Source organism: Agrobacterium sp. NPDC058088, from assembly GCF_042885035.1.
GTDB lineage: Bacteria > Pseudomonadota > Alphaproteobacteria > Rhizobiales > Rhizobiaceae > Agrobacterium.
The window spans coordinates 82,067-104,670 of the sequence record NZ_JBHVSU010000001.1 but is presented as its reverse complement, the minus strand read 5'-3'; the positions used below and the strand labels follow the sequence as shown (position 1 = coordinate 104,670).

General features: G+C 60.5%; 27 protein-coding genes and 1 tRNA gene. 16 read left to right on the top strand and 12 right to left on the bottom strand.

What is annotated here, in order from left to right:
* The first annotated feature begins 350 nt into the window (after positions 1 to 350).
* The gene (locus ACFVTJ_RS00555; protein ID WP_386905215.1) at positions 351 to 938 is read left to right on the top strand and encodes a transglycosylase SLT domain-containing protein; all 588 of its coding nucleotides are present in this window, start codon (positions 351 to 353) and stop codon (positions 936 to 938) included.
* Between the two features lie 395 nt (positions 939 to 1,333).
* Here the strand turns inward: ACFVTJ_RS00555 and ACFVTJ_RS00550 are convergent, their stop codons facing one another.
* From ACFVTJ_RS00550 to ACFVTJ_RS00530, 5 genes are all read right to left on the bottom strand, one after another.
* Positions 1,334 to 1,948 carry an alpha/beta hydrolase gene (locus ACFVTJ_RS00550; protein ID WP_386903701.1) on the bottom strand — a complete coding sequence of 205 codons (615 nt, stop codon included), beginning with the start codon at positions 1,946 to 1,948 and terminating at the stop codon, positions 1,334 to 1,336.
* Between the two features lie 145 nt (positions 1,949 to 2,093).
* The gene (locus tag ACFVTJ_RS00545; RefSeq protein ID WP_386903699.1) at positions 2,094 to 3,038 is read right to left on the bottom strand and encodes a VOC family protein; all 945 of its coding nucleotides are present in this window, start codon (positions 3,036 to 3,038) and stop codon (positions 2,094 to 2,096) included.
* 162 nt (positions 3,039 to 3,200) lie between these two features.
* The gene (locus ACFVTJ_RS00540) at positions 3,201 to 4,277 is read right to left on the bottom strand and encodes a DUF2218 domain-containing protein (RefSeq protein WP_386903697.1); all 1,077 of its coding nucleotides are present in this window, start codon (positions 4,275 to 4,277) and stop codon (positions 3,201 to 3,203) included.
* Positions 4,278 to 4,347: 70 nt separating this feature from the next.
* Complete coding sequence (gene ung, locus ACFVTJ_RS00535; RefSeq protein ID WP_386903695.1) at positions 4,348 to 5,061, bottom strand: uracil-DNA glycosylase; 714 nt, start codon at positions 5,059 to 5,061, stop codon at positions 4,348 to 4,350.
* Between the two features lie 18 nt (positions 5,062 to 5,079).
* Entirely contained in the window at positions 5,080 to 5,475 is a 396-nt protein-coding gene (locus ACFVTJ_RS00530) for a VOC family protein (RefSeq protein WP_386903693.1), read from the bottom strand.
* A gap of 251 nt (positions 5,476 to 5,726) precedes the next feature.
* On the opposite strand from ACFVTJ_RS00530, the gene ACFVTJ_RS00525 reads away from it, so the two are divergent.
* Positions 5,727 to 6,083: a YbaN family protein gene (locus ACFVTJ_RS00525; RefSeq protein WP_386903691.1), complete on the top strand. Its 357-nt coding sequence runs from the start codon at positions 5,727 to 5,729 to the stop codon at positions 6,081 to 6,083.
* Positions 6,084 to 6,095: 12 nt separating this feature from the next.
* Here the strand turns inward: ACFVTJ_RS00525 and ACFVTJ_RS00520 are convergent, their stop codons facing one another.
* Genes ACFVTJ_RS00520 through ACFVTJ_RS00510 form a run of 3 tightly spaced genes read right to left on the bottom strand, consistent with a single transcriptional unit; the run spans position 6,096 to position 8,853 of the window.
* Positions 6,096 to 6,878 (bottom strand): heme ABC transporter ATP-binding protein, encoded by a 783-nt coding sequence (locus tag ACFVTJ_RS00520; protein WP_386903689.1) that lies wholly within the window; start codon positions 6,876 to 6,878, stop codon positions 6,096 to 6,098.
* Positions 6,875 to 7,963: a FecCD family ABC transporter permease gene (locus ACFVTJ_RS00515; protein WP_386903687.1), complete on the bottom strand. Its 1,089-nt coding sequence runs from the start codon at positions 7,961 to 7,963 to the stop codon at positions 6,875 to 6,877. The genes ACFVTJ_RS00520 and ACFVTJ_RS00515 overlap by 4 nt, the downstream gene beginning before the upstream one ends.
* A complete protein-coding gene (locus tag ACFVTJ_RS00510; RefSeq protein WP_386903685.1) occupies positions 7,960 to 8,853 on the bottom strand; it encodes a hemin ABC transporter substrate-binding protein in 894 nt (297 codons plus the stop codon). The genes ACFVTJ_RS00515 and ACFVTJ_RS00510 overlap by 4 nt, the downstream gene beginning before the upstream one ends.
* A 186-nt stretch (positions 8,854 to 9,039) precedes the next feature.
* Between ACFVTJ_RS00510 and ACFVTJ_RS00505 the strand changes: the two genes are divergently transcribed.
* From ACFVTJ_RS00505 to ACFVTJ_RS00475, 7 genes are all read left to right on the top strand, one after another.
* A complete protein-coding gene (locus ACFVTJ_RS00505) occupies positions 9,040 to 9,387 on the top strand; it encodes an antibiotic biosynthesis monooxygenase (RefSeq protein WP_006314959.1) in 348 nt (115 codons plus the stop codon).
* 10 nt (positions 9,388 to 9,397) lie between these two features.
* On the top strand, positions 9,398 to 9,922 hold the full coding sequence (gene hutX / locus ACFVTJ_RS00500) for a heme utilization cystosolic carrier protein HutX (RefSeq protein ID WP_386905213.1): 525 nt from the start codon (positions 9,398 to 9,400) through the stop codon (positions 9,920 to 9,922).
* A 177-nt stretch (positions 9,923 to 10,099) separates the two neighbouring features.
* Positions 10,100 to 10,876, top strand: coding sequence for a YbaY family lipoprotein (locus tag ACFVTJ_RS00495; protein WP_386903683.1), 777 nt, complete (start codon positions 10,100 to 10,102; stop codon positions 10,874 to 10,876).
* Between the two features lie 205 nt (positions 10,877 to 11,081).
* The gene (gene purU / locus ACFVTJ_RS00490; RefSeq protein ID WP_386903681.1) at positions 11,082 to 11,966 is read left to right on the top strand and encodes a formyltetrahydrofolate deformylase; all 885 of its coding nucleotides are present in this window, start codon (positions 11,082 to 11,084) and stop codon (positions 11,964 to 11,966) included.
* 44 nt (positions 11,967 to 12,010) lie between these two features.
* A complete protein-coding gene (locus ACFVTJ_RS00485; protein ID WP_386903679.1) occupies positions 12,011 to 12,307 on the top strand; it encodes a type II toxin-antitoxin system RelE/ParE family toxin in 297 nt (98 codons plus the stop codon).
* A 4-nt stretch (positions 12,308 to 12,311) separates the two neighbouring features.
* Complete coding sequence (locus ACFVTJ_RS00480) at positions 12,312 to 12,617, top strand: addiction module antidote protein (protein WP_386903677.1); 306 nt, start codon at positions 12,312 to 12,314, stop codon at positions 12,615 to 12,617.
* Positions 12,618 to 12,935: 318 nt separating this feature from the next.
* On the top strand, positions 12,936 to 13,079 hold the full coding sequence (locus tag ACFVTJ_RS00475) for a hypothetical protein (RefSeq protein ID WP_386903675.1): 144 nt from the start codon (positions 12,936 to 12,938) through the stop codon (positions 13,077 to 13,079).
* Positions 13,080 to 13,123: 44 nt separating this feature from the next.
* Here the strand turns inward: ACFVTJ_RS00475 and ACFVTJ_RS00470 are convergent, their stop codons facing one another.
* Complete coding sequence (locus ACFVTJ_RS00470) at positions 13,124 to 14,500, bottom strand: sensor histidine kinase (protein ID WP_386903673.1); 1,377 nt, start codon at positions 14,498 to 14,500, stop codon at positions 13,124 to 13,126.
* Entirely contained in the window at positions 14,497 to 15,177 is a 681-nt protein-coding gene (locus tag ACFVTJ_RS00465; RefSeq protein ID WP_386903671.1) for a response regulator, read from the bottom strand. Before ACFVTJ_RS00465 ends, ACFVTJ_RS00470 begins: the two co-directional genes overlap by 4 nt.
* Positions 15,178 to 15,228: 51 nt before the next feature.
* Here ACFVTJ_RS00465 and ACFVTJ_RS00460 point away from each other — a divergent pair, with 51 nt between their 5' ends.
* From ACFVTJ_RS00460 to dps, 6 genes are all read left to right on the top strand, one after another.
* Positions 15,229 to 16,326 (top strand): ABC transporter substrate-binding protein, encoded by a 1,098-nt coding sequence (locus ACFVTJ_RS00460; protein WP_386903669.1) that lies wholly within the window; start codon positions 15,229 to 15,231, stop codon positions 16,324 to 16,326.
* A gap of 406 nt (positions 16,327 to 16,732) precedes the next feature.
* Positions 16,733 to 17,641: a Bug family tripartite tricarboxylate transporter substrate binding protein gene (locus ACFVTJ_RS00455; RefSeq protein WP_386905211.1), complete on the top strand. Its 909-nt coding sequence runs from the start codon at positions 16,733 to 16,735 to the stop codon at positions 17,639 to 17,641.
* A complete protein-coding gene (locus tag ACFVTJ_RS00450) occupies positions 17,638 to 18,132 on the top strand; it encodes a tripartite tricarboxylate transporter TctB family protein (RefSeq protein WP_386903667.1) in 495 nt (164 codons plus the stop codon). Before ACFVTJ_RS00455 ends, ACFVTJ_RS00450 begins: the two co-directional genes overlap by 4 nt.
* Positions 18,133 to 18,226: 94 nt before the next feature.
* Entirely contained in the window at positions 18,227 to 19,744 is a 1,518-nt protein-coding gene (locus tag ACFVTJ_RS00445) for a tripartite tricarboxylate transporter permease (RefSeq protein WP_004443452.1), read from the top strand.
* A 128-nt stretch (positions 19,745 to 19,872) separates the two neighbouring features.
* Positions 19,873 to 20,133, top strand: a complete 261-nt coding sequence (locus ACFVTJ_RS00440; protein ID WP_386903664.1) for a hypothetical protein — start codon at positions 19,873 to 19,875, stop codon at positions 20,131 to 20,133.
* Positions 20,134 to 20,314: 181 nt separating this feature from the next.
* Positions 20,315 to 20,803 (top strand): DNA starvation/stationary phase protection protein Dps, encoded by a 489-nt coding sequence (dps, locus tag ACFVTJ_RS00435; RefSeq protein WP_386903663.1) that lies wholly within the window; start codon positions 20,315 to 20,317, stop codon positions 20,801 to 20,803.
* A 76-nt stretch (positions 20,804 to 20,879) separates the two neighbouring features.
* Here dps and ACFVTJ_RS00430 read toward each other — a convergent pair whose 3' ends face one another.
* Entirely contained in the window at positions 20,880 to 21,101 is a 222-nt protein-coding gene (locus ACFVTJ_RS00430; protein WP_161991265.1) for a hypothetical protein, read from the bottom strand.
* Positions 21,102 to 21,471: 370 nt separating this feature from the next.
* Here ACFVTJ_RS00430 and ACFVTJ_RS00425 point away from each other — a divergent pair.
* Positions 21,472 to 21,546 (top strand) — tRNA-Gly (locus ACFVTJ_RS00425).
* A 69-nt stretch (positions 21,547 to 21,615) separates the two neighbouring features.
* Here ACFVTJ_RS00425 and ACFVTJ_RS00420 read toward each other — a convergent pair.
* A complete protein-coding gene (locus ACFVTJ_RS00420) occupies positions 21,616 to 22,515 on the bottom strand; it encodes a LysR family transcriptional regulator (protein WP_386903660.1) in 900 nt (299 codons plus the stop codon).
* Between the last annotated feature and the right edge of the window lie 89 nt (positions 22,516 to 22,604).

Sequence of the window (22,604 nt, the reverse complement as noted above, 5' to 3'; positions counted from 1 at the left end):
ATCAAACCGGTTCCTGTTTGAAGGATGGACACCTGCCGGCCGCCTCGCCCGTGACATTGGAAATTCCCCGGTCTCGGCTGCCTGCCCCGCCCATCTTGCGCCGCGCGCACGCTTGATGACCGGAATGGAAACAAGTTTATCGTATCCCGTGGCAGCGGGGATGCGCGGGGATCAACAAATTCCAGAAAGGGTGGAAAGAGACACGCGGCGCCTGGTTTCGCCCCATCCCGGCCACAGGAATTTTCATGGGGTTAACGGCCGCCTAATCGGCGGCATTTGAATTAACCTTGTCTTAAAACCCGACGTTAATGGTTAGCAATTTAAGAATGGCGGAACGAAAGGGTTCCGTTATGCGTGGCGTATTTGCCGTTGTTTTCCTGATGCTGCTCGTCCTGGCCGGCTGCGCCACCGCACCGTCGCAGGTCACCAATGCCTGTGCAATTTTCGAGCAGCGGAACGGCATCTTCAACAACTGGCGGCGCGATGCGAAAGCGGCCGAGCGGGAATTCGGGGTGCCGGTGCCTGTCATGATGGCGACGATCTATACCGAATCCGCCTTCCGCCCCTATGCGCGACCACCCCGCACCAAGCTTTTGGGCTTCATCCCCTGGACAAGGCAGTCGACAGCCTATGGTTATGCCCAGGCGCTTGACGGCACCTGGGAGGTCTACAAGCGCGAAACCGGTCGATGGTCGGCAAGCCGCACCGATTTTACCGATGCGATCCACTTCGTCGGCTGGTACCACGCCAAGAGCCGGCGCGAAAACGGCATTGCCCTGAACGACCCCTACAATCTCTACCTCGCTTATTATTCCGGCCATGGCGGTTATGCGAAAGGCAGTTGGCGCAACAATTCCGCGGTCCAGAAAGCCGCCCGCCGCTCCGCCAACATGGCGCTGCGTTACGAGGCGCAATTGCAGCAATGCGGTTATCGCTGAGGCGGGCGGGAGGAGCTTGAACGCAGCCGTTCAGACGTCTCTTACGTCATCCTCGGGCTTGTCCCACTGCTGTCCGGTTTAAATTTCCAGACAGGCTGCAGTCTCCTTGAAGTCGGTGGTGAAGGGTGAACATTCACTCAACGTCATCCTCGGCCCTGTGCCGAGGATCTAACCACGTCGAATAAAATCAATACGTTGGCAGATCCTCGGGACAGGCCCGAGGATGACGTCGGCACAATTTGCCTGACTTTCCTTCCCATTGAACGAGGCCCTCTTCTTTCGCGTCCGTTTGGTGGCTCAATCCCAAGGATGACGCCGAACTGTGTAACGCTTTGCCAAGGCCGTGAAACCGAAGCAGTCCCGCCGGCGGACAACGCCGCCATTGGCGGCGAGCGTTACCCGCCGTAAACCGCGAGGAATGCCCTCACCGCATCGATCTCACCGGAGCGGATTTCATGCCCGCCCGGGTGCCACATGGTGTCCACCGTGCCGCCCTGGGCCTTCAAGCTCTCTTCCAGCGCCTTGGTCAGCGGCACCGGGCAAATCGGATCACGCTCGCCCGCCGTGATCAGCACACGGCGCGTGGGTTTTGCCGGAGAAATCTTCGGCTCGAACGGGATGAGCGGATGCATTAGGATTGCCGCATCGAAAAGCTCGGGCAGCTCGATCAGCACATTGGCGAGAATATTCGCGCCATTGGAAAAACCAAGGCCGATGATCGGCCCGGCGTGATAATGGTCCCGGTTCGCCTTAACGAAATCCGCCAGCTTCTCGGTTGCCCGGGCAAGATCGGCCATGTCGTAAACGCCCTCGCCCGTTCGCCGGAAAAACCGCGCCGCGCCATGTTCGGAAACATCGCCGACCGGTGAGAGAATAGTGGCCTGCGGCAATAGCCGCGCGCCGAAATCGAAGAACTGGTTCTCATCGCCGCCCGTGCCATGCAGCACGAGGAAAAGCGGCGCACCGGCCGTGCCAGCGCGGGATTTGTGGAAATAGCTGTCCTTGGACATGGGGGGAATCCTTTCTCGAAGGAAGAAGTTCGGAAATGCCGCGCGGCTTTTTCAGCCCGGCGGAGCAATCATGTGGAGCAAGCGGGTGCCGCTTGTCTCTTCTCCCCGCCGGGGAGAAGAGACGTGGGGAAACGCAATAGCGGTATTAAACCGCCTTCTCGTCACCCAGCGGCTCCAGCTGCTTTTCCAGCACGGAGCGCAGATGCGCATGCTGGGTGGGCAGCTTCAGCGCCTCGCCGAGATGAGCAGTATCCTCGTCGCGGTCGAAACCGGGCTCGTTGGTGGCCACCTCGAACAACACGCCGCCGGGCGTGCGGAAATAGATCGCCCAGAAATAATCGCGGTCGATCACCGGTGTTACCTGATAACCGGTATCCATCAGCGCCTTGCGCACTTCCAGCTGCTTTTCACGGTTTTCGACTGCAAAAGCGATGTGGTGTACCGACCCTGCACCCAGCCTTGCGCCTGAAATATTCGGCATGGTTTCGATATCGATGACATCGGCACCGTTACCGCCAGGCATGCCAAGACGCAGCACGCCATCCTGACGGTCCACTTCCTGATAGCCCATGAATTTCAACAGTTCGGCGGTCGCGCCTTCGTCGCGAAGACGCAAGGAGGCTCCCTGGAAACCATGGATCGCCTGATCCTCGCCGACGCCATTGCCGGTCCATTGCGCGCGATTGTCATCCCTGACCTCGACCAGCGCAAAACCGTCGCCGTCTGGGCCGGCAAAGTGCAGGCGCTTGTTGCCAAAGGCTTCGTCCGACTTCAGACCATCCACGCCGGCCTTTGAAAGACGCTCCTGCCAGTAGCCAAGCGACCCTTCCGGAACGGAAAACAGCGTCGTACCCACTTCGCCCGTGCCGGGACGGCCGCGGGCAATATGCGGGAACGGGAAATAGGTCATGACGGAGCCGGGCGTGCCGACTTCATCACCATAATAGAGATGATAGACGTCAGGCGCGTCAAAATTGACCGTCTTCTTCACCCGGCGCAGGCCGAGCGTATCGGTGAAAAAGCCATTATTTTCGCGTGCGCTCGCCGCCATCGATGTGACGTGGTGCAGGCCTTTGATCTGGTTGAGCATGATAAACCCCTTTCGCCTGGCAGGCCTCGCAATGGGGCCCGCTCTGTTCATGGCGTAAACATGGGGTAAGAGCCGCCTTAGGCATAGAGCGGACGGCAGGAACGGATTGTTCTCGATCAGTGAACGATAAAATCGACTGTTCAACCAGCTGGGCAGGCCATGTCAGTGATCGTCGGCGGCGCCCATGGTCCAATAACCCACGGCACGCAAGGACGCCTTGGGGAAACCGATTTCATCGGTCAGGAAAGATTTTACCGCTCTCGCCTCTGATTTTTCGCAAGCGGCAAAGACATGCAGGCCGTCATGGTCCGCACTCCATGCATGCGCTCGCAGCGCCTTTTCGATGAGACCGGACGTGCCGGCGGGCTTGCCGCGACGATAAAGCCATGTCCATTCGACATCGGCCGCGCAGACCACCTCCTGCCGCTCGGCCTCGTTGTCGATTTCGGCATAGACCCTGAGCCTCTTGCCGGCAGGCATTTCGGCTGCCATGCGCAGCATCACCGGCAGCGCGGTTTCATCACCGGCAAAAACGTAACGCTCGGCTTCCGGGCAGACGCCGCTCGGGCCGATGATACCGAGAACATCGCCAGGCTTCGCCGTCGCGCCGAAGGTGGCACCCGGCATATGGTCACCCTCATGCATGACGAAATCGATATCCACTTCGCCGCGGCCGATATCACCGGAACGGATGGTATAGACGCGCCGTGTGAGAAGATCATCGCCCTCCGGCCAGATGATCGCGCCGGTGGGGGCGAGATAGGGCCAGACCGGCGCACGAGCCTGATCCGGCACCAGCAGCAGGCGCACATGCATGCCGCCGGTCAGAAGCCTTTCGATGCCGCTTTCGACGGACACGACCAGCCGGCGCATATGCGGCGTGAGGTTATAGGCGCGCGCGACCTTGCCGTGGAAAAGATTGGGCAGTTCTCGCTGTTCGGCGCCATGGCCGCTCCAGCGGAAATCCAGCCCCGCCTCACCGGAAAACTCCGCAATGTGCTCGGCCACCATGGCCTTGACCGACGTTAATATATGTTCGGAAACGCAATTCACCCGCGCAGCAAACCGGCCACCTTCAGCGCTGAAGCTGCCATGACCATACTCCGTCTTGAACCGCACCGTCGCCCCCTCGCGCTCCATTTCCATATGTTCGGAAAAATGGTCCTCAAAGGCATCGACAACCGACAGCGGATCGGGCAGCGAAACAAAGGTTTCAGCAGACAGGAGAGACACGGGCATAATCCTTCACTTTGTAGTCCGCTTATCTTTAACTCCGGGACCGACAAAGCGCAAAGGTATTTATGAGTATTTAAAGAAGGTTTTTGTCGCTTTCCGCGAGATCAGGCAATTGCCAGTCGATAGGCTCGCGGCCATGGGAAACGAGAAAGGCGTTGGCCTTGGAAAAATGGCCGTTGCCGAAAAAGCCGTTATGGGCCGAAAGCGGCGACGGATGCGGCGAACGCAGCACGAGGTGCTTGCGCTGGTCCACGAAGGCCGCCTTCTTCTGGGCATAGGAGCCCCAGAGCAGAAAGACGACATGGTCGCATTCATCGTTCACCGCGCGGATGACCGCGTCGGTGAATTTTTCCCAGCCCTGCCCCTGATGCGAGGCGGCGCGGGCCTCTTCCACCGTCAGCACGCTGTTGAGCAGCAGCACGCCCTGCTTCGCCCAGCTTTCCAGAAAACCGTGTTTGACCGGGCGAATGCCGAGATCGCTCTGCAACTCCTTGTAGATATTGACGAGCGACGGCGGAATGCGCACGCCGGGCTGCACCGAAAAGCACAGCCCATGCGCCTGGCCGGTGCCGTGATAGGGGTCCTGCCCCAATATGACGACCTTGACCTCATCGAGCGGCGTGAGATCGAGAGCGCGGAAATACTCCGCGCCCTTGGGAAAGATGCGCTTGCCAGCGGTCTTTTCCGCAAGCAGGAACTCTTTCAGCTTAAGCATGTAGGGGCTGGCGAATTCGCCTGAGAGAACCTGCTTCCAGCTGTCTTCGAGTTTGACGCCTGCCTCTGCCATGCCCGCCTCCATCAGAGCTTATTTGAACCGGTTGCCGCGCTGCAGCACTTCGATCTTGTAACCATCCGGATCGCAGATGAAAAAGTATTTTGCGAAAGGCTGACCCTTATAATCGGCCTCGATAATCTTGCCCGGAGAAAGCCCGATCTCGACGAAACGCTGATGCTCGCTGTCGACATCGGCAACACTAACGGCGAGATGGCCATAACCGTCGCCCAGCGCATAAGGCACTTCGCGACCCCGGTTGACCGTCAGTTCCAGCTCAAAATCGCCCTCGGCATTGCTGAGATAAATCAGCGTGAAATTCTCGAACTCGGCGCGTTCCGCGATCTCAAGCCCGAAAGCCTGTCTGTAAAATTCCACCGAACGCTTTTCGTCCAGCACCCGGACCATCGAGTGGATCAGCTTGGCCATGGTGTTTCCTTCTTCTTCCTGTTGACGGCCCGGTTATGCTCCGGGCATCGCGGCCCAAGGGAATAAGGATTGCGCGCTGCGCTTTCAACCCTAAAGGCACGTTAAGGCAGGACAGACCAACCCGATCACGGCAAATGTGATGGCAAAAACCCCTGGTTTTTGTGGTGCGGCCGGGACATGCGGCAAAGCGACTTCATGGTTTTGGGCCCACCGCTCTATCCTGAGTGATGAACTCATGATACCGCCTAGGCATGCGCCTTTTATACCTCTGTCTTGGCTGGCTGATGGTCGCGACCGGCATTGTCGGCGCGTTTCTTCCCGTGTTGCCAACCACGCCGTTCCTGCTTCTGGCGCTCTGGTGTTTTTCCCGTTCCTCGCCGACGCTTGAAGCCTGGCTGCTGTCCCACGCCAGGTTCGGCCCTTCGTTGCGACGCTGGCGCGAACGCGGTGCAATTGCCCGCCACGCCAAGATCGCCGCGCTTTCAGCCATGACGGTGAGTTACGCCGCCTTCTGGTTTCTGAGCGAGCCGCCGCCGCTGAGGGCGACAATCGTCGCCGCCGTCATGCTCGGCTCCGCGCTTTTCATCGCCACGCGGCCGGAAAGCTGAAGGCAGGCTCCGCTAGCGATGCCGCGACTGCGGCAGAACGTAAGGAATATGCCGTGCCGGCAGCCGGCCGACAACGCCGCCAATGCCGTAAACCCGGGCGATCGTCTCGTCGCTGATCGTTTCCAGCGAAGGACCGCTTGCCGTCACCCGCCCGCCATGCATGACGATAAGTTGATCGGCAAATTCCGCCGCAAGGTTGAGGTCGTGCAGGATGGCGAGCACGAGACCGCCGCCCCCTGCAAAATCGCGCGCCGTTTCCAGCACGGAGATCTGGTGGCCTATATCGAGGCTGGCCGTCGGCTCATCAAGGAAGAGCGCCCGCGCCTCGCCATTTTCCACCGGGTTCGGCACCTGCGCCAGCGCCCGGGCAAACTGCACGCGCTGCTGCTCGCCGCCGGACAGCATGTTGTAGGAGCGTTGCTCGAAACCGCGCAGCCCCGCTTTGGCAAGCGCCCGGCGGGCCTGTTCCTCCGGCGCCCGGGATCCCTGCGCCACCGCCCCCATACGCACGATCTCCAACGCGGTGAAGGGAAAGGCAAGCTGGGTATTCTGCGGCAGCACGGCACGCAGACGGGCAAGCTGCACCGGCGTGAATTGCGGCAGGGCGACATTATTATAGGTCACCGAACCGGCTTCCGTGCGCATCTCGCCCGAAAGAACCTTCATCAAGGTCGATTTGCCCGCACCGTTCGGGCCGATGATGACATTGACCCTGCCCGGTTTCAGATCGACGCTGACACCATCGAGCAGACGGCGGCCGGAGCGGATGAGGGTGATGTTTTCAGCGCGGATCATGGCGTGTTCCGCATGGAAAAACCGCCGCGTCCGAGCAGCAGGAACAGAAAGACCGGCGCGCCGATGAGCGCCGTGACGACCCCGATCGGCAATTCTGCCGGTGCGGCCACCGTGCGGGCGAAACTGTCGGCCAAAAGCAGCAATGCAGCGCCACCCAGCGCCGAGGCCGGCAGCAGGAAACGGTGCGACGGGCCGATGGCGAGACGAAGCAGATGCGGCACGACGATGCCGACAAAACCGATGGAACCGGCCGCCGCCACGCTCGCCCCACAGGCGGCGGCAACGGCCAGAATGACGATCCGCTTCAGCCGCTGCACCGGAATGCCCATGTGGAAGGCGGCGGCATCGCCAAGGATCAGCGCATCCAGCCCGCGTGCGACGAAGGGAATGATGGCAAGCACGACGATGATGAATGGCAGGGTGGCCAGCACCTTGGCGGGCGTCGCCCCACCCAGCGAACCGAGCGACCAGAAGGTGATGTCGCGCAGCGCCCGATCATCGGCCACGAAGATCATCAGCCCGGTCAGTGCGCCGCTGATGGCGGCCACGGCGATGCCAGCCAGAATGAGCGTGGTGGTGGAGGTCGCGCCGTCCTTGGTAGCGATCAGGTAGAGCACCCAGGTGTTCAGGAGCCCGCCGAAGAATGCCATGATCGGCAGGAAATGCGGGCCGAAAAACACGGCAACCGTGGCAAGCGCGCCTTCCCCCAGCGAAATCGCCGCAACAGCAAACAGCGCCGCACCCGAGGTGACACCGACAATGCCCGGATCGGCCAGCGGATTGCGGAAGAGGCCCTGCATCATCGCGCCCGAGACACCAAGGCCCGCGCCGATCAGCATGCCAAGCGCCGTGCGCGGCAGACGCACGGCTTCGAGGATGACCCTGTCACGCGCATCAAGCTGATCCGCGCCGCCGGTGAGATAGGCAAGGAGTTCGGAGATGCCGACACCCGTGGGGCCGCTGACAAGCGATACGCCACAGGCAAACAGCAGGATGCCGACGAGCACGGCAAGGGTGACAACCCCCTGGCGGGATCTGTCGCCGGCAACTGCGGCCCCGGCGGAACTCAAGACGGCAAAGCTCACGGCTTCACCACATCAGGGTAAAGCTTGTGCGCCAGTTCACGACCTGCAACCGGCGTGCGCGGGCCGAAACCGATGAGATAAAGCCCGTCCATGCTGATGAGGGCCTTGCTGGCGGCGGCAGGCGTGGACTGGAAGGCGGGAAGCGCGAAAGTCTCATCCGCCTTGGCGGCATGGTCGCCGCGCGCCATGGTCAAGACCACGTCGGGTGCCGCGGCAATAACCGCCTCATCCGTCAGCGGCTTGTAACCCGTGATCTCATCAGCCGCATTGATACCGCCTGCCATTTCGATGATCGCTGCGGCTTCGGTATCCTTGCCCGCCGCCATGATGCGACCGCCGGCGGTGGAAAGCACGAAGAGAACGCGCTTCCTGCCCTTTTCCGGTACGGCGCCGACATCCCTTGCAAGGGCGTCCAGCCCGGCTTTGGTCTCCGCAGCCAGCGCCTTCGCCTTATCCGAGAGACCCACGGCCGCGCCCACGTCCTCGATCTTCTTGGGGATGGCATCACCGCTCGGCGGTGTATCGATGGTGACGAAAGGCACTGCACTTGCCTTGAGAATGGAAATGACATCGGCAGGGCCGGAACCATCTTCGGAGAGAATGAGATCGGGCTTCTGCGACAGAATGCCCTCCGAAGAAAGCGCCCGCATGTAACCGATATCAGGCTTGGCCAGCGCATCAGCCGGGTAGCTGCTGGTGCTGTCACGCGCCACGATACGGTCCTGCGCACCCAGCGCATAAAGGATTTCCGTCACTGTGCCACCCACCGCAACGATGCGCTTCGCCTCCGGGTTACCCTTGTCCGAAGCCATGGCAGCCGGCGCGGCAAAGGCGATTGCGGCGGGGACGAGGGCGGCAAAAACGAAGGAACGAAGACGGGAATTCAACATGGCGCTATCCTGAAACACGACCCGGCGCAGGTTCACCTGCACCACTAATCTTGAGTTATTTACACATGTTTATACACCGCGCAATCGATAAGTGGAGTATTTTTGTTTGCTTTTTCGTGAACCCCTTTCCAACCCCGTCCAGGGTCGATATCCTGACTGAAACTGGAAACTTAAAAGGAGACTTTCATGTTTATCGCAATGAACCGCTTTCGCGTCGTGCCGGGTTATGAAGAAACCTTCGAATCCATCTGGCGCGAGCGCAAATCGCATCTCAGCGAATTGCCGGGCTATATCGAATTCCACATGCTGAAGGGCCCGAAGGCGGACGATCACACTCTTTATGCCTCGCACACCGTCTGGGCCACCAAGGACGACTTCCTTGCCTGGACGAAATCCGAACAGTTCCGCGCCGCCCATGCCAAGGCTGGCGAGAACCGCGGCAAGGTGGAATATCTCTCCGGTCCGCATTTCGAAGGTTTCGACGTGATCATCCATGAAGACAAGAATGGCGAACGCCATTCGATTGCCGCCTGAGGCCGACCCGATGAGCATTGCAGCCCAGACGACCGGTGACGACAGGCGGGACCGCGCCGCAGCCGCGCTCGCCGAAAAGCCTGACGGTATCGTGGAGGCCATCGCCGCCAAGGCCGAGGTCACGCCGGCCGAGATTCTGGCAATCCTGCCCGAAGGTGCCGCCGTTTCTGCGCCGGCTGACCGGTTCGACGCGATCTGGAACGAGATGCGTAGCTGGGGCGAAATCCTGATGATCGTGCAGACCGGCGATATCGTGCTGGAAGTGCCCGGTCATCTGCCCGAGGGCGCAGAAAGCCACGGCTGGTTCAACATCCACGGCGACAGCCCCATTGGCGGTCACATCAAGAAGGACAATTGCGCCGGCATCACCTTCGTCGACCGCGGCTTCCACGGCCGCCGCTCCTGCTCCGTCTGGTTCATGAATGCCGCCGGCGGCGCCATGTTCAAGATTTTCGTCCGCCGCGACGAGAACAAGGAGTTGCTGGCCGAACAACTGGCGAAGTTCGAAGCGCTGCGGGACGGTTGCCGCGGCTAATCACGCGCAGGGCTGCCACGGCGAAGTGGCAGCCTCTTCCGGCGGTAATTGCCCAGCAACATAAATATCCTGCCACAGGGCAAGCGACGGGGGCGGCTCCGCCGGTTCATCGCCCGTTCAGTGCCGTTTTCTATCATTCGTTGAAATTCGAACGGAACCAGCACGGAGCAAACCATCATGACCGACCACCAGCCTCTTCTTTCGCGCCGCAGTTTCGCCGGTCTTGTCGCGCTTGCGCCGCTGTTTGCAGCGGGCGGCGCGGCGGCGGCACCGGCGAGCCTGCGTGGCAGCGTCTCCTACCGCGAACGCATCGCCCTGCCGCCGGGCGCCACCGTGACCGTTCGCCTCATCGATGTCTCTTTGGCGGATGCGCCGTCGCAGACGATCGCCGAAACCACCATCCGCCCACGCGGCCAGGTGCCGGTGCCATTCGTGCTGCGTTATGACGACCGCGACATAAGGGGCCGCCGTTCCTATGCGCTGAGCGCCGAAATCCGCGACCGCGACCGGCTGATCTTCACCACCACGCGGCGTTACTCCGTGCTGACCGGCGGCCGCGACGATACCGACCTCGTGCTGGAGCGTGTGGGCGCTGGTCCGGGCAGGCCGGAGCCGGAAGCGGGCATCGACGGGCGCTGGCTGGTGCAGGACATCAGAGGCGAACGGGTTCGCGGTCGCCGTGAGGCAACGCTCGAGATTTCCCGCGAGGGCCGCGTTTCCGGTAATGCGGGCTGCAACGGCATCGGCGGCGAGGTGAAGATCAGCCGCAACCGCGTGGATTTCGGCCGGATGATTTCCACCCAGATGGCCTGCGCACCCGATATCATGCGTCAGGAACGGCAATTCATCGAAGCGCTGGAAGGCGCGCGCTCCTTCAGACTGGAGCCGCGTCGCGGTTCGCTGGAACTGATCGACGGCCGTGGCCGCACCGCCATGCGCCTGCGCCGCGCCTGACCCTCAGCGCGCTGTTGCAACATGCCGACGGCGCCGTGCTGGCCATGGAACATTCCATGTCGTTTCCGGCACGGCGCGCGGCCCTTTCCCGCCCTAAGACTTTGGCTACATCGCCTTGGCGCTTTGCTCCGTCGCCAAGCTGCGTTATGCAACACGCCGAACTGCGCCGGGTTGATGCTGGCGCGCCGTTTTTGAGGGAAAACGAATGACATCCTATGTTCTGACCGTAGCCTGCAAATCGACCCGCGGCATCGTCGCCGCGATTTCCGGTTATCTGGCGGAAAAGGGCTGCAATATCGTCGACAGTTCGCAGTTCGACGACCTCGAGACCGGCAAGTTCTTCATGCGCGTCTCCTTCATTTCGGAGGAAGGCGCATCCCTTCAAGCAATCACCGAGGGCTTTCAGCCTGTGGCGGCAAAATTCGGCATGGAGGCGGATATCTACCCGGACGGCCAGCGCATGAAGACGCTGCTGATGGTGTCGCGCTTCGGCCATTGCCTCAACGACCTGCTCTACCGCTGGAAGATCGGCGCGCTGCCGATCGACATCGTCGGTGTCGTCTCCAACCACTTCGATTACCAGAAGGTCGTCGTCAACCACGACATTCCCTTCCACCACATCAAGGTGACCAAGGAAAACAAGCCGAAGGCCGAAGCCCAGCTGATGGAGCTCGTCGAGACGACAGGGACCGAGCTCGTCGTGCTCGCCCGTTACATGCAGGTCCTCTCCGATGACCTGTGCCGCAAGATGTCGGGCAAGATCATCAATATCCATCACTCCTTCCTGCCGAGCTTCAAGGGTGCAAACCCCTACAAGCAGGCCTATGAGCGCGGCGTGAAGCTGATCGGCGCAACGGCGCACTACGTCACCGCCGATCTGGACGAAGGCCCGATCATCGAACAGGACACGGTGCGCATCACCCACGCGCAATCGGCCGACGACTATGTCTCGCTTGGCCGCGATGTGGAAAGCCAGGTGCTGGCCCGCGCCATCCACGCCCACATCCACCACCGCACCTTCATCAACGGCAACCGCACCGTTGTCTTCCCGCCAAGCCCCGGCAGCTATGCTTCCGAGCGGATGGGGTGAGGCATCTGTGATTGACGCAATGACAACCATGGTTTACATTTGCCATGTTCACGATCCGGGAAACGGATGAGTTTGCCCATTGGCTCGCCAGCCTGCGCGATGCGCAGGTCCGGGCCCGCATTGCGCGGCGCATTTATCGGCTCGCAGACGGAAATCCCGGAGACGTGAAACCGGTTGGCGAAGGCGTCAGCGAACTCAGGATCGACCTTGGGCCCGGATATCGGGTCTATTTTGTGAGGCAGGGTGCCATCGTCATCATACTGCTCTGTGGCGGAGACAAGTCATCTCAGTCTCGCGACATCGCCAAGGCCAGGAAAATGGCGAAAGCACTCAAGGAGTAAGATCATGCCGCTCGTGACACGTGAGTACGACGCTGCCCGCTACCTCGACAGCGAAGAGGCTCTTGCCGCCTATATTGCCGACGCTACGGAGAGCGGCGATGCGCAGGAGCTTGCCCATGCGTTGGGCGTTATCGCTCGGGCCAAGGGAATGAGCGATTTGTCAAGGCAAACCGGTCTCACGCGTCAGACCCTTTACAAGGCTCTCAGCGGTGAAGGCAACCCGGAACTCGCTACAATTGCGAAGGTCGCAGACGCACTCGGATACAGGCTGTCGCTGGTGGCCAAATCGCCAAACGAAAATGCTGCCTGACAAGCCGAAAACTGCGGAATTTTTTGCGCGCTCACGACGCAAGCGGAATTATTTTCGCCAGCCAGCAACCGAGCATCTCCAGTGACCGTTTCTTCGCTGTAGCCCAACAGCGAGGTCTCTCACATGAAAAAACTCGTCATTGCCGGCGCCGCGTTGCTCATCGCGGCGGGATCCAGCTTTGCCCAACAGCCGCCCCCACCGCCTCCGGGTCCAGCCGATGCAGGCCCGAGGGCCGATGCGCCACCCCCACCTCCGCCGCCGCCCGGCCCTGGCGGCCCGAGAGAAGCAGGCTGGCGCGACGGCCCGCATGGCAAGAGAATGCCACCGCCACCGCCTTCCAAGGCCGCTCATTTCTGGATTGAAGACGGTGAGCGCAAGATCGATGTAAAATGTGCCGATGACGAGCCGATGAAGGCCTGCGCCGACATCATGATGCAGATCATCGACAAGATGAACGAATAGGACCAAGCGGTCTTATCCCGGGCAGGCGGCGCAGCAGTGCCGCCTCATCGGAATTCAACCCGCGCCCTTAAGCCACGCCCGCCCGCACCATCCTCCAGCGCCAGCCGCCCGCCGAACAGCCCGGCGATCTCCTCGATAATCGCAAGGCCGAGGCCCGCGCCGGGGGCGGCGTTTTCTTCGCCGCGGGCGAAGCGCTGGCGCACCATAGCGCGTTTTTCAGGCGGAATGCCGGGGCCGTTATCTTCCACTTCCAGCCAGACGGCGCCCTTCTCCCTGCCGACCCGTACGGTGACTTCCGCGCCGCGCCCGGCATAGTTGATGGCGTTGGAAACGAGGTTGCCGATCAGTTCGCCGATCAAGAGCGGCTCAGCCGGAATTGTCGCCTCGCCATCGCCTTCGAAGCCGAGATCGATACCCGCCTCTGCGGCGCGCGGCACGAAATCGGCCGTCACGTTCTGCGCTACTGCGACAAGATCGATGGCGGAAAAATCATGTTTTTCGCTGGAGCCCGCGGCATCGATATTGGCCATCCGTAGCAACTGGGCAAGGATATGTTCCGCATGCGCTACCGATGCGCTGCCCTTCAGCGCCGCCGCCTGCGCTTCCTCAAGGCTCGTCGCGCGGGCGGAGAGCGCAAGCTGGGTGCTGATGATGGCAAGCGGCGTGCGCAGCTGGTGGCTGGCATTGCCGGTGAAATGCCTGAGCGCATCCAGCGCCGATTGCAGCCGCACCATAAAGGAATTGACCGTCTCCACCAGATTTTCCACCTCGACAGGAACAGACTGACGGATGGGGTGCAGATCGTTCGGGCTGCGCTCGGCAATGGCTTCACTGAGGCGGTAGAGTGGGCGCAGCGAAATCGTCACCGCAATCCAGACGATGATCGCCGCCCCCACGATCATCAAGAGCAGACGCAGCGCCGAGCGAAGGATGATTGCCTGCGCCAGCTGGCTGCGGGCAATGGTGGTTTCGGCAACCGTCACGGAAAATGGCACTGAGTTGATACCGGTCGACGCGAAACGCTTTATGGCAGCGACGCGGATCGGCTCATCGCGAAACACGGCATCGCGATAGGCGGGCGTGTCGCCGTTCTTGTTCTCCACCGTCGGCAGGTTCTGGTAACCGGTAAGGAACTGACCGTTCGGCCCGTCAACACGGTAAAAAACCCGGTCCTGCGCCGCCGATGTCAGCATTTCCAGTGCCACATAGGGAATATCCACCTCAAGCGACCCGTCCTCGGCCACCACCACGCGTTCGGCAATGGCAAGCGCCGAACCGGAAAGCACGCGGTCTGAAACCACATTGGCAGTATTGACCGCCTCGCGCCAGGTATCGGTGAGCGCAACGCAACCGATGATGGCGGTGGAGATGAGGAGCCAGCCTAGAAGTCGCCGCCTGAGCGAATAGGCGGCCTTGATCATTCAGCCATCTCCGGCAGTTTTTCGAGATAATAACCGATGCCGCGCGCCGTCTTCACCGTCAGCCCGTGCGGCGCGAGCCTCTTGCGCAGACGGCTGACATATTGCTCGATGGCATTGGCGGAAATATCGTCGTCGAAGCCGGTCAGCGACTGCACGATCGCCTCCTTGGCGACGACCTTGCCCGCCCGCATGAACAGCACCTCCAGCAGCGCCACTTCGCGCGCCGGAATATCGAGTGGCCGACCGTCCGCCGAAAATGTGCGAGATGTCAGGTCGAACAGCACCTTGCCGAAACTGAGCGTGGAGGAACGCAGGCCGGCGTTGCGGCGCAGCAGCACCCGCACCCGCGCCTCGAATTCGGTAATCTCGAACGGCTTGATCATATAGTCGTCAGCGCCGAGATCGAGCCCCTTGACCTTTTCTTCCGGCGTGCCGCGCGCCGTCAGGATCAGCACGGCCGCCTTGTCCTGACGCGAACGCATGGAGCGCAGCACCTCGATGCCATCCATTTCCGGCAGGTTGAGATCGAGAATGACCAGATCGAAACTTTCAGCCGCAATCGCGGCATCGGCGGAAGCGCCGTCGGATACCACATCCACCGCATAACCGCTGCCGCGCAGAAGCGCCGACAGCCCTTCCGACAGCACCTGATTGTCCTCGACCAGCAAAATACGCAAATCTTCCTCCCGCAGCATTGCCGAGTTTAACCAGACCCTTACCGCTTGTGAATGGCAAGCGCCTGCTGCATGATCTTTTCCATGCGTATCTGCCTTTATCTCTGCCTCTGTCTTTGTATGGCCTTTCCCGCGCTTGCGCAGGTTGCCATTTTTCCGGCCCCGTCAGGCAAGGCGGATGCGCAAACGCTGGTGGTTTACTCCTCGCTTGATGAACCTTTGGCGACGCCGATGATCGAGGGTTTCCAGAAAGCCAATCCCGATATTGCCGTCCATTACGAGGATATGCTGACCGGCGAAATCTATGACCGTATCGTCAAGGAAACCGACGCGGGCAAACAAACCGCCGATTTCGCGTTCTCTTCCGCCATGGATCTGCAAGTGAAGCTGAGCAATGACGGTTATGCCCAGCGTTCCGATCTCGCCATGAGCGCCCGCTGGCCCGCCTGGGCAAACTGGCGCAACACCGCCTATGCGCTGACCTTCGAGCCGGCGGTTTTTGTCTATCACAAGCCGAGCTTCACCACCGAAAAGCCGCCCGCCACCCGCGCCGAGTTTGTCGATTATCTCGAACGCCATGCGAAGGAGGTGCATGGCCGTATCGCAACTTACGACATCGAACGCTCCGGCGTCGGCTTCCTGTTCATGTCGCGCGATCAGGAGCAGTTCGGCGACATATGGAGCGTCATCAAGGCCATGGGTGCTGCGGGGGTGAAGGTCTATTCCACCTCCTCGGCCATTCTGGAGCGCGTGTCCGACGGGCGCTTCGTGATGGGCTACAATATTCTCGGCTCCTATGCGGCCGACTGGGCCTCACGCCACCCGGATGTCGGTATCGTGCTGCCGAAGGATTATACCGTCGTGATGTCGCGCATCGGGCTGGTGCCGGAAGCCGCCGCCAACCCTGCCCTCGGCCGCCGCTACCTCGAATTCTTCATGTCCAAGGAAGGCCAGACGATCATGGCCCGGCAATTGCAAATCCCCGCCGTCAGCCCGGAAGTGGCGGGCGAAAACACCGCTAACACCATGCAGGCCATCCACGGCGCGCAATTGCGCCCGGTTCCCGTCAGCCCCGGTTTGATGGTCTATCTGGATCAGGTCAAGCGCAGCCGGCTGATTGAGCGCTGGAACGAGGCTTTGCGCTCGCAATAGCATCCTCACCCCCTCATCCCTGTGCGCGTCACAGGGATTCAGCCAGCCTGTGACAAGCACAGCAATGAGGGCAAAGGGAGCATCCAAAGCGCAAGCAAAGCCATCACCGCACACGCCACAGTGGACGTCCGACACAAATTAATAGAGAGTAAATGAGCAAGGACTTGCTTAGCGTCAGTTAGATGACAGCTTTTTATGATGCTCTGTAATCCTTCTTCATTCCGTGGAGGCGGAAGAAGATGCGGGAGGAAATCTTGAGGATTGCCACAGCCCAACGCTGAGTTCTCAGCGCCGGCACAGCTGCGTCCGAAAATCCCCCGCATAAACGAAAAACGACGCCCAAAAGGGCATCCTGAGGAGGGTTTTCGACTTGAAACATTTTCTTATCGGCACATTTCTGGCGGGCATGATCGCGCTTCCGGCGGCTGCGGCAGATTACACCGTCATCGCACCGGCCAATCCCGGCGGCGGCTGGGACCAGACCGCGCGCTCGCTGCAGAGCGTGCTGCAGGAAGAAGGCATTTCCAAGAGCGTTCAGGTGCAGAACGTACCGGGTGCCGGCGGCACCATCGGCCTTGCGCAATTCGCCAGCCAGCAGAAGGGCAACCCGCACGCGCTCATCGTCGGCGGTTATGTCATGGTCGGCGCGATCCTCACCAACAATGCGCCCGTGACGCTGAAAGAAGTAACCCCGATCGCCCGCCTGACCGGTGAATATGAAGCGATCGTCGTTCCGGCATCCTCGCCGCTGAAGACCATCGGCGATCTCATCGACCAGCTGAAGAAAGACCCGGGCAGCGTGTCCTGGGGCGGCGGCTCTGCCGGCGGCACCGACCATATCGCCGTTGGCCTGATTGCCAAGGCGGCCGGCGTCGATCCGACCAAGATCAACTACATCGCCTATTCCGGCGGCGGCGAAGCACTCGCCTCGATCCTCGGTTCGCAGGTCACGGCTGGCGTTTCCGGCTACGGCGAATTCGAAGGACAGGTCAAGGCCGGCACGCTGCGCCTTCTCGCCGTCACCAGCGAAAACCGTCTCGATGGCGTTGACGCGCCGACGCTGAAGGAAAGCGGTCTCGATGTCGTCGTGCAGAACTGGCGCATGGTTGCGGCAGCGCCCGGCATTTCCGCCGATCAGGAAAAGGCAATCAATGCCGATGTCGAAAAGCTGGTGAAATCCGCCAAGTGGCAGGAAACCCTGAAGACCAAGGGCTGGATGGATACCTATCTTGCCGGTGACGAATTCAAGGCACAGCTTGCCAAGGACACCGCCGCCACCGAAACCATCCTCAAAGACATCGGACTGGTAAAATGAGCCAGGGTTCCAACCCTTCGCATGATCAAAAGCGTCGCCCCGACTGGGCGGCGCTGGTCATCGCCGTCGCACTCGTCGCCGTTGCCAGCGTCATCTTCTGGGATAGCGCCCGCCTTGCCAGCGTCACCGGTTATTCCCCGGTCGGCCCGGCAACAGTACCCTACGCCATTGCCTTCTGTCTTGTCGGACTGGCGATCTGGACGGCCGTCGAGGCCTGGCGCGGCGATTTTCCAGAGCGGGACAAACAGGAAATCGCTCCGGTCGTGTGGGTCATTGCCGGCCTTGCCGCACAAATGCTGCTGCTGACCGTCGCGGGCTTTTCCATTGCGACAGGTCTGCTGTTCGCCTTCACCGCACGCGCTTTCGGCAAACGCAAGCTCTGGTTCTCGATACCGGTCGGCATTGTGCTGAGTTTTGCGATCTGGATCGTTTTTGCCCAGCTGCTGCAGCTTTCGCTGCCGGCCGGACCACTGGAGCGGCTGTTCTTCTGACAGCCATTCCAACCAAGTTTCGAGATCACAGGAAACCGCAGGCGCGCGATGACGCAACCGCCGGCCGTTCCGCCCGACAGGGGGACATCTGTCCATGAGTACCTTTGAATTCCTGCTGCACGGTCTTGAGGTTGCCGCCCAACCCATGAACCTGCTCTATGCGCTGATCGGCGTGACGCTCGGCACCGCCGTCGGCGTTCTGCCCGGCATCGGCCCTGCCTTGACCGTCGCGCTGCTTCTGCCCGTCACCTACCGGCTCGATGCTGCCGGTTCGCTCATCATGTTCGCCGGCATCTATTATGGCGGCATGTATGGCGGTTCGACCACCTCCATCCTGCTCAACACACCGGGCGAAAGCGCCTCGATCGTGACGGCGCTCGAAGGCAACAAGATGGCCCGCAAGGGCAGAGGCGGACCGGCCCTTGCCACCGCCGCCATCGGCTCCTTCGTGGCCGGCCTCATCGCCACCATCGCGCTCGCCTTCGTTGCGCCTTATATCGTCAAGCTGGCGCTGGTCTTCGGACCGCGCGAATATTTCGCACTGATGGTGCTGGCCTTCGTCACCGTTTCCTCCGCCTTCGGCGATTCGGCGCTGCGTGGCCTCACCTCGCTGTTCATCGGCTTTGCGCTTGCCATCGTCGGCATCGACCAGCTGACGGGCCAGACCCGCATGAGCTTCGGCATTCCCGACCTGCTCGACGGCGTGGAAGTCACGACGCTTGCGGTCGCCATGTTCGCTATCGGCGAAACCCTGTTCATCGTGGCACAGGGCCAGAGCGGCGACGACAAGGTCGAAGCCGTAAAGGGTTCGGTCTGGATGAGCGCACAGGATTGGGCGCGTTCGTGGAAGGCGTGGCTGCGCGGCACTCTGATCGGCTTCCCCATCGGCGCCATGCCGGCCGGCGGCGCCGAAATCGGCACCTTCCTGTCCTATGCCACCGAAAAGAAGCTGACCAAATATCCGGAAGAATTCGGCAACGGCGCCATTGAAGGCGTTGCGGGTCCGGAAGCGGCGAACAATGCGTCCGCCGCCGGTACGCTCGTGCCGCTCCTGACGCTCGGCCTGCCGACGACGGCGACCGCTGCCATCATGCTCGCCGGTTTCCAGCAGTTCGGCCTGCAGCCCGGCCCGCTGCTGTTCGCCACCAATCCGCAGCTCGTCTGGGGCCTGATCGCCAGCTTGTTCATCGCCAACCTGATGCTGCTGGTGCTCAACCTGCCGCTCGTTGGTCTCTGGGTAAAGCTGCTGACCATTCCGAAGCCCTGGCTTTATGCCGGCATCCTGCTGTTTGCCACGCTCGGCACCATCGGCGCCAACCCGTCGGTCTTCGAACTCGGCATGCTGCTCGCCTTCGGTATCCTCGGCTACATCATGCGCATCTTCGGGTATCCGATCGCGCCTGCGGTTGTCGGCCTCATCCTTGGCCCGCTCGCCGAACAGCAGCTTCGCCGCGCACTGGCCATCGGCCAGGGCGACCCGACCGTGCTGTTCACTTCACCGATCGCCGTTGGCCTCTTCATCGTCGCGGCAGCTGCCTTCATCATCCCGCTGATCATGCGTATCCGCGGCCGTGGCGAGGTGCTGACGCAGCTTGCGGCCAACGAGGACTGAGAAACCAGGAACCTCCCAAGGCAACTGGCCCCGTATCTTAGGATGCGGGGTCTTTTTTATTCACGCCAACGAGATGTGTGGCGCGAGCGCGGCCGTGATATGATCCCGTCCCAACGCAGGAGAAGAACATGCGCACCATTGCGATCATGATGGTTCTGGCACTTGCCGGCTGCACCACCGCCACGCCCGATGTGGAACCCATCCCCGGCAGCATCACCTATGGCGGGCAGCCGCGAACCAAACTGACCAAATCCCCCATCGGCAGCACGCTCAGCAATGAATTCGTGATGGGCGACGGACGGCTGGCGATCGAGACCTACCGGGTGCAGCCGGACCGGTCGTTGAAACTGGAGCGACGCAAAATCGTCGGCGACTGGCCGCCGGAGTAAGACGGGCGATAATCCCTTCCTCGACAATCTCGATGCTCATCTGCCTGTTTTATGAGTGACATGATGATTGTGCAGGATTTTTGCTATCGCAGTGCCTGGCATGGAACAGGGCCACCGGCCCGGACGTTAAACGACGGACTTTTCCAAAGCGGCATTCCGTCCGCAACTTCAGGAGACATCGATGAAGACGCACAAGACGAAAAACGACCTGCCTTCCAACGCAAAGTCGACCGTGATCGGCATTCTCAACGAATCTCTGGCCTCGGTGATCGACCTTGCGCTCATCACCAAGCAGGCGCACTGGAACCTGAAAGGCCCACAATTCATCGCTGTCCACGAGCTTCTCGACACCTTCCGCACCCAGCTCGACAATCACGGCGACACGATTGCCGAACGTGCCGTCCAGCTTGGCGGTACGGCGCTCGGCAGCCTGCAATCGGTGTCATCGACGACGAAGCTCAAGGCCTATCCGACCGATATCTATAAAATCCACGACCATCTCGACGCTCTGATCGAGCGTTATGGCGACGTCGCGAACATGATCCGCAAGGCGATCGACGATTCCGACGAGGCTGGCGATCCGACGACGGCCGATATCTTCACCGCCGCCTCGCGCGATCTCGACAAGGCGCTGTGGTTCCTCGAAGCGCATGTTCAGGAAAAAAGCTGAGCCACACGCATTTCAGCAGGCTCAACATAGCAAAGCGCCCGAAAAATTCGGGCGCTTTTTTTGGCAGATAATGTCTTTAATGGCGGCGCAAAACCGCAAGTCCAATGTCGCGCAACATCTCATGATCCAGAATGCCACGCTGGGCGCTGCGGATCAAAATTGCTGCACATTCATTGGCAACATGGCTACTGCGATCTTGAAGGCACTCGAAACAAACACCATCGAAAATATTCTGCAGATCGGTGATTTGTTCTGGCGACAATTGTGCGCCAACTCTTTCAAAAGCTGCGTACGACAAGGCTCATCCTCCCGATGATGATATGCCAAGTATCGTTTCTTTTTTCGTGGGCATGAATTTTGTACACCCGAACGAATCACTTGTCGAATCAGATTTTAACCAAATGTAAACAGGTTATTTTCTGTACTATCGGTCTTCGCAGACCCTGTGCAAAAGGGGCAAAGACCAGCCGAAACAACGCTTTCACCCACCTCTGCCAGCGTCTGGAACGGCATCGTGTGCGCTCTTTCGAATAAAGCGACAGCCGGAAGGATTTCCACCGAAACCGCAAAAGAAACTGTTGCATTCCAAAATCGATTGAGCGATATAGCACCCGTCGCCGCTTCGGTGGCCCACGGTTCAGCGAACTACCCCGGACCGGTGGATTTGAGCGGGTGTAGCTCAGGGGTAGAGCACAACCTTGCCAAGGTTGGGGTCGAGGGTTCAAATCCCTTCGCCCGCTCCAGTTTCCAGAAAAATCAGAAAATTTGCGGCGCCTGTAATGACGCAACACTTTCAGCTTTTGCCGCCCGCCTCACACCAGCCCGTGAACCAGCTTTGCCAGCCAGTCGACAAAAACGCGCACCTTGTTGGTCACATGCCGGGTCTGCGGATAAACGACATAGATTGGCATGGGGTCGCGCCGCCACTGCGAAAGGACCGGCACCAGTTCGCCGCGCGCCAGGTGATCCTTCACCATGAAGACCGGCAATTGCACGATGCCCATGCCCGCCAGCGCGGCATTGAGATAGGTACGGCTGTCATTGACCGACACCACGTAATTCGGGGTCAGCTCGACGCTGCGCACGCCATTGTCGAAGGAGGCCGGCATGATCTGGCCCGTGGTGGCATTGAGATAACCGACCGAATAATGGCCGTTCTCCAAATCCTCCGGCTCTTGCGGCATGCCGAAGTTCTGGATGTAAAATGGCGAGGCAAATGTCTCGAACCGGAGTTCGCCTACTTTTCGGGCAATCAGCGACTGATCGCGCAACACACCGACGCGCAGCGCGCAGTCGACATTTTCAGCGATATAATCGACCAGACGGTCGCCGACGCCAAGGTCGAGGCGGATTTGCGGATAGCGCTGGTAAAACTCGCAAAGATGTGGAATAACCACCAAGTCCGCGAAGACACCGGCCATTTCCACACGTAATCTGCCGGATGGCTGCACCTGCGCGCTGGACATGCTGCCGTCAAGCTCTTCAATTTCCGATAAAATCTGTGATGCCCGCTCATAATAGAGGGCTCCATCCGTTGTCAGCATTACCCGCCGCGTGGTGCGGTTGAGAAGCGTGGTTTGCAAATGCGCCTCAAGCGCCTGCACCATGTTGGTGACGGTGGTTTTCGGCATGTTCAGCGCGGTCGCGGCGCGGCTGAAATTGCCGGTTTCCACGACGCGCGTAAAAACCCGCATGGCGGAGAGCTGATCCATGATGAGATTATCCGTCTTTATGGAATAGTGTTTTCATTTTGGCGTAGTTGATCATTTCTTCCCGAACAATAATATGAATTTCAGATTTT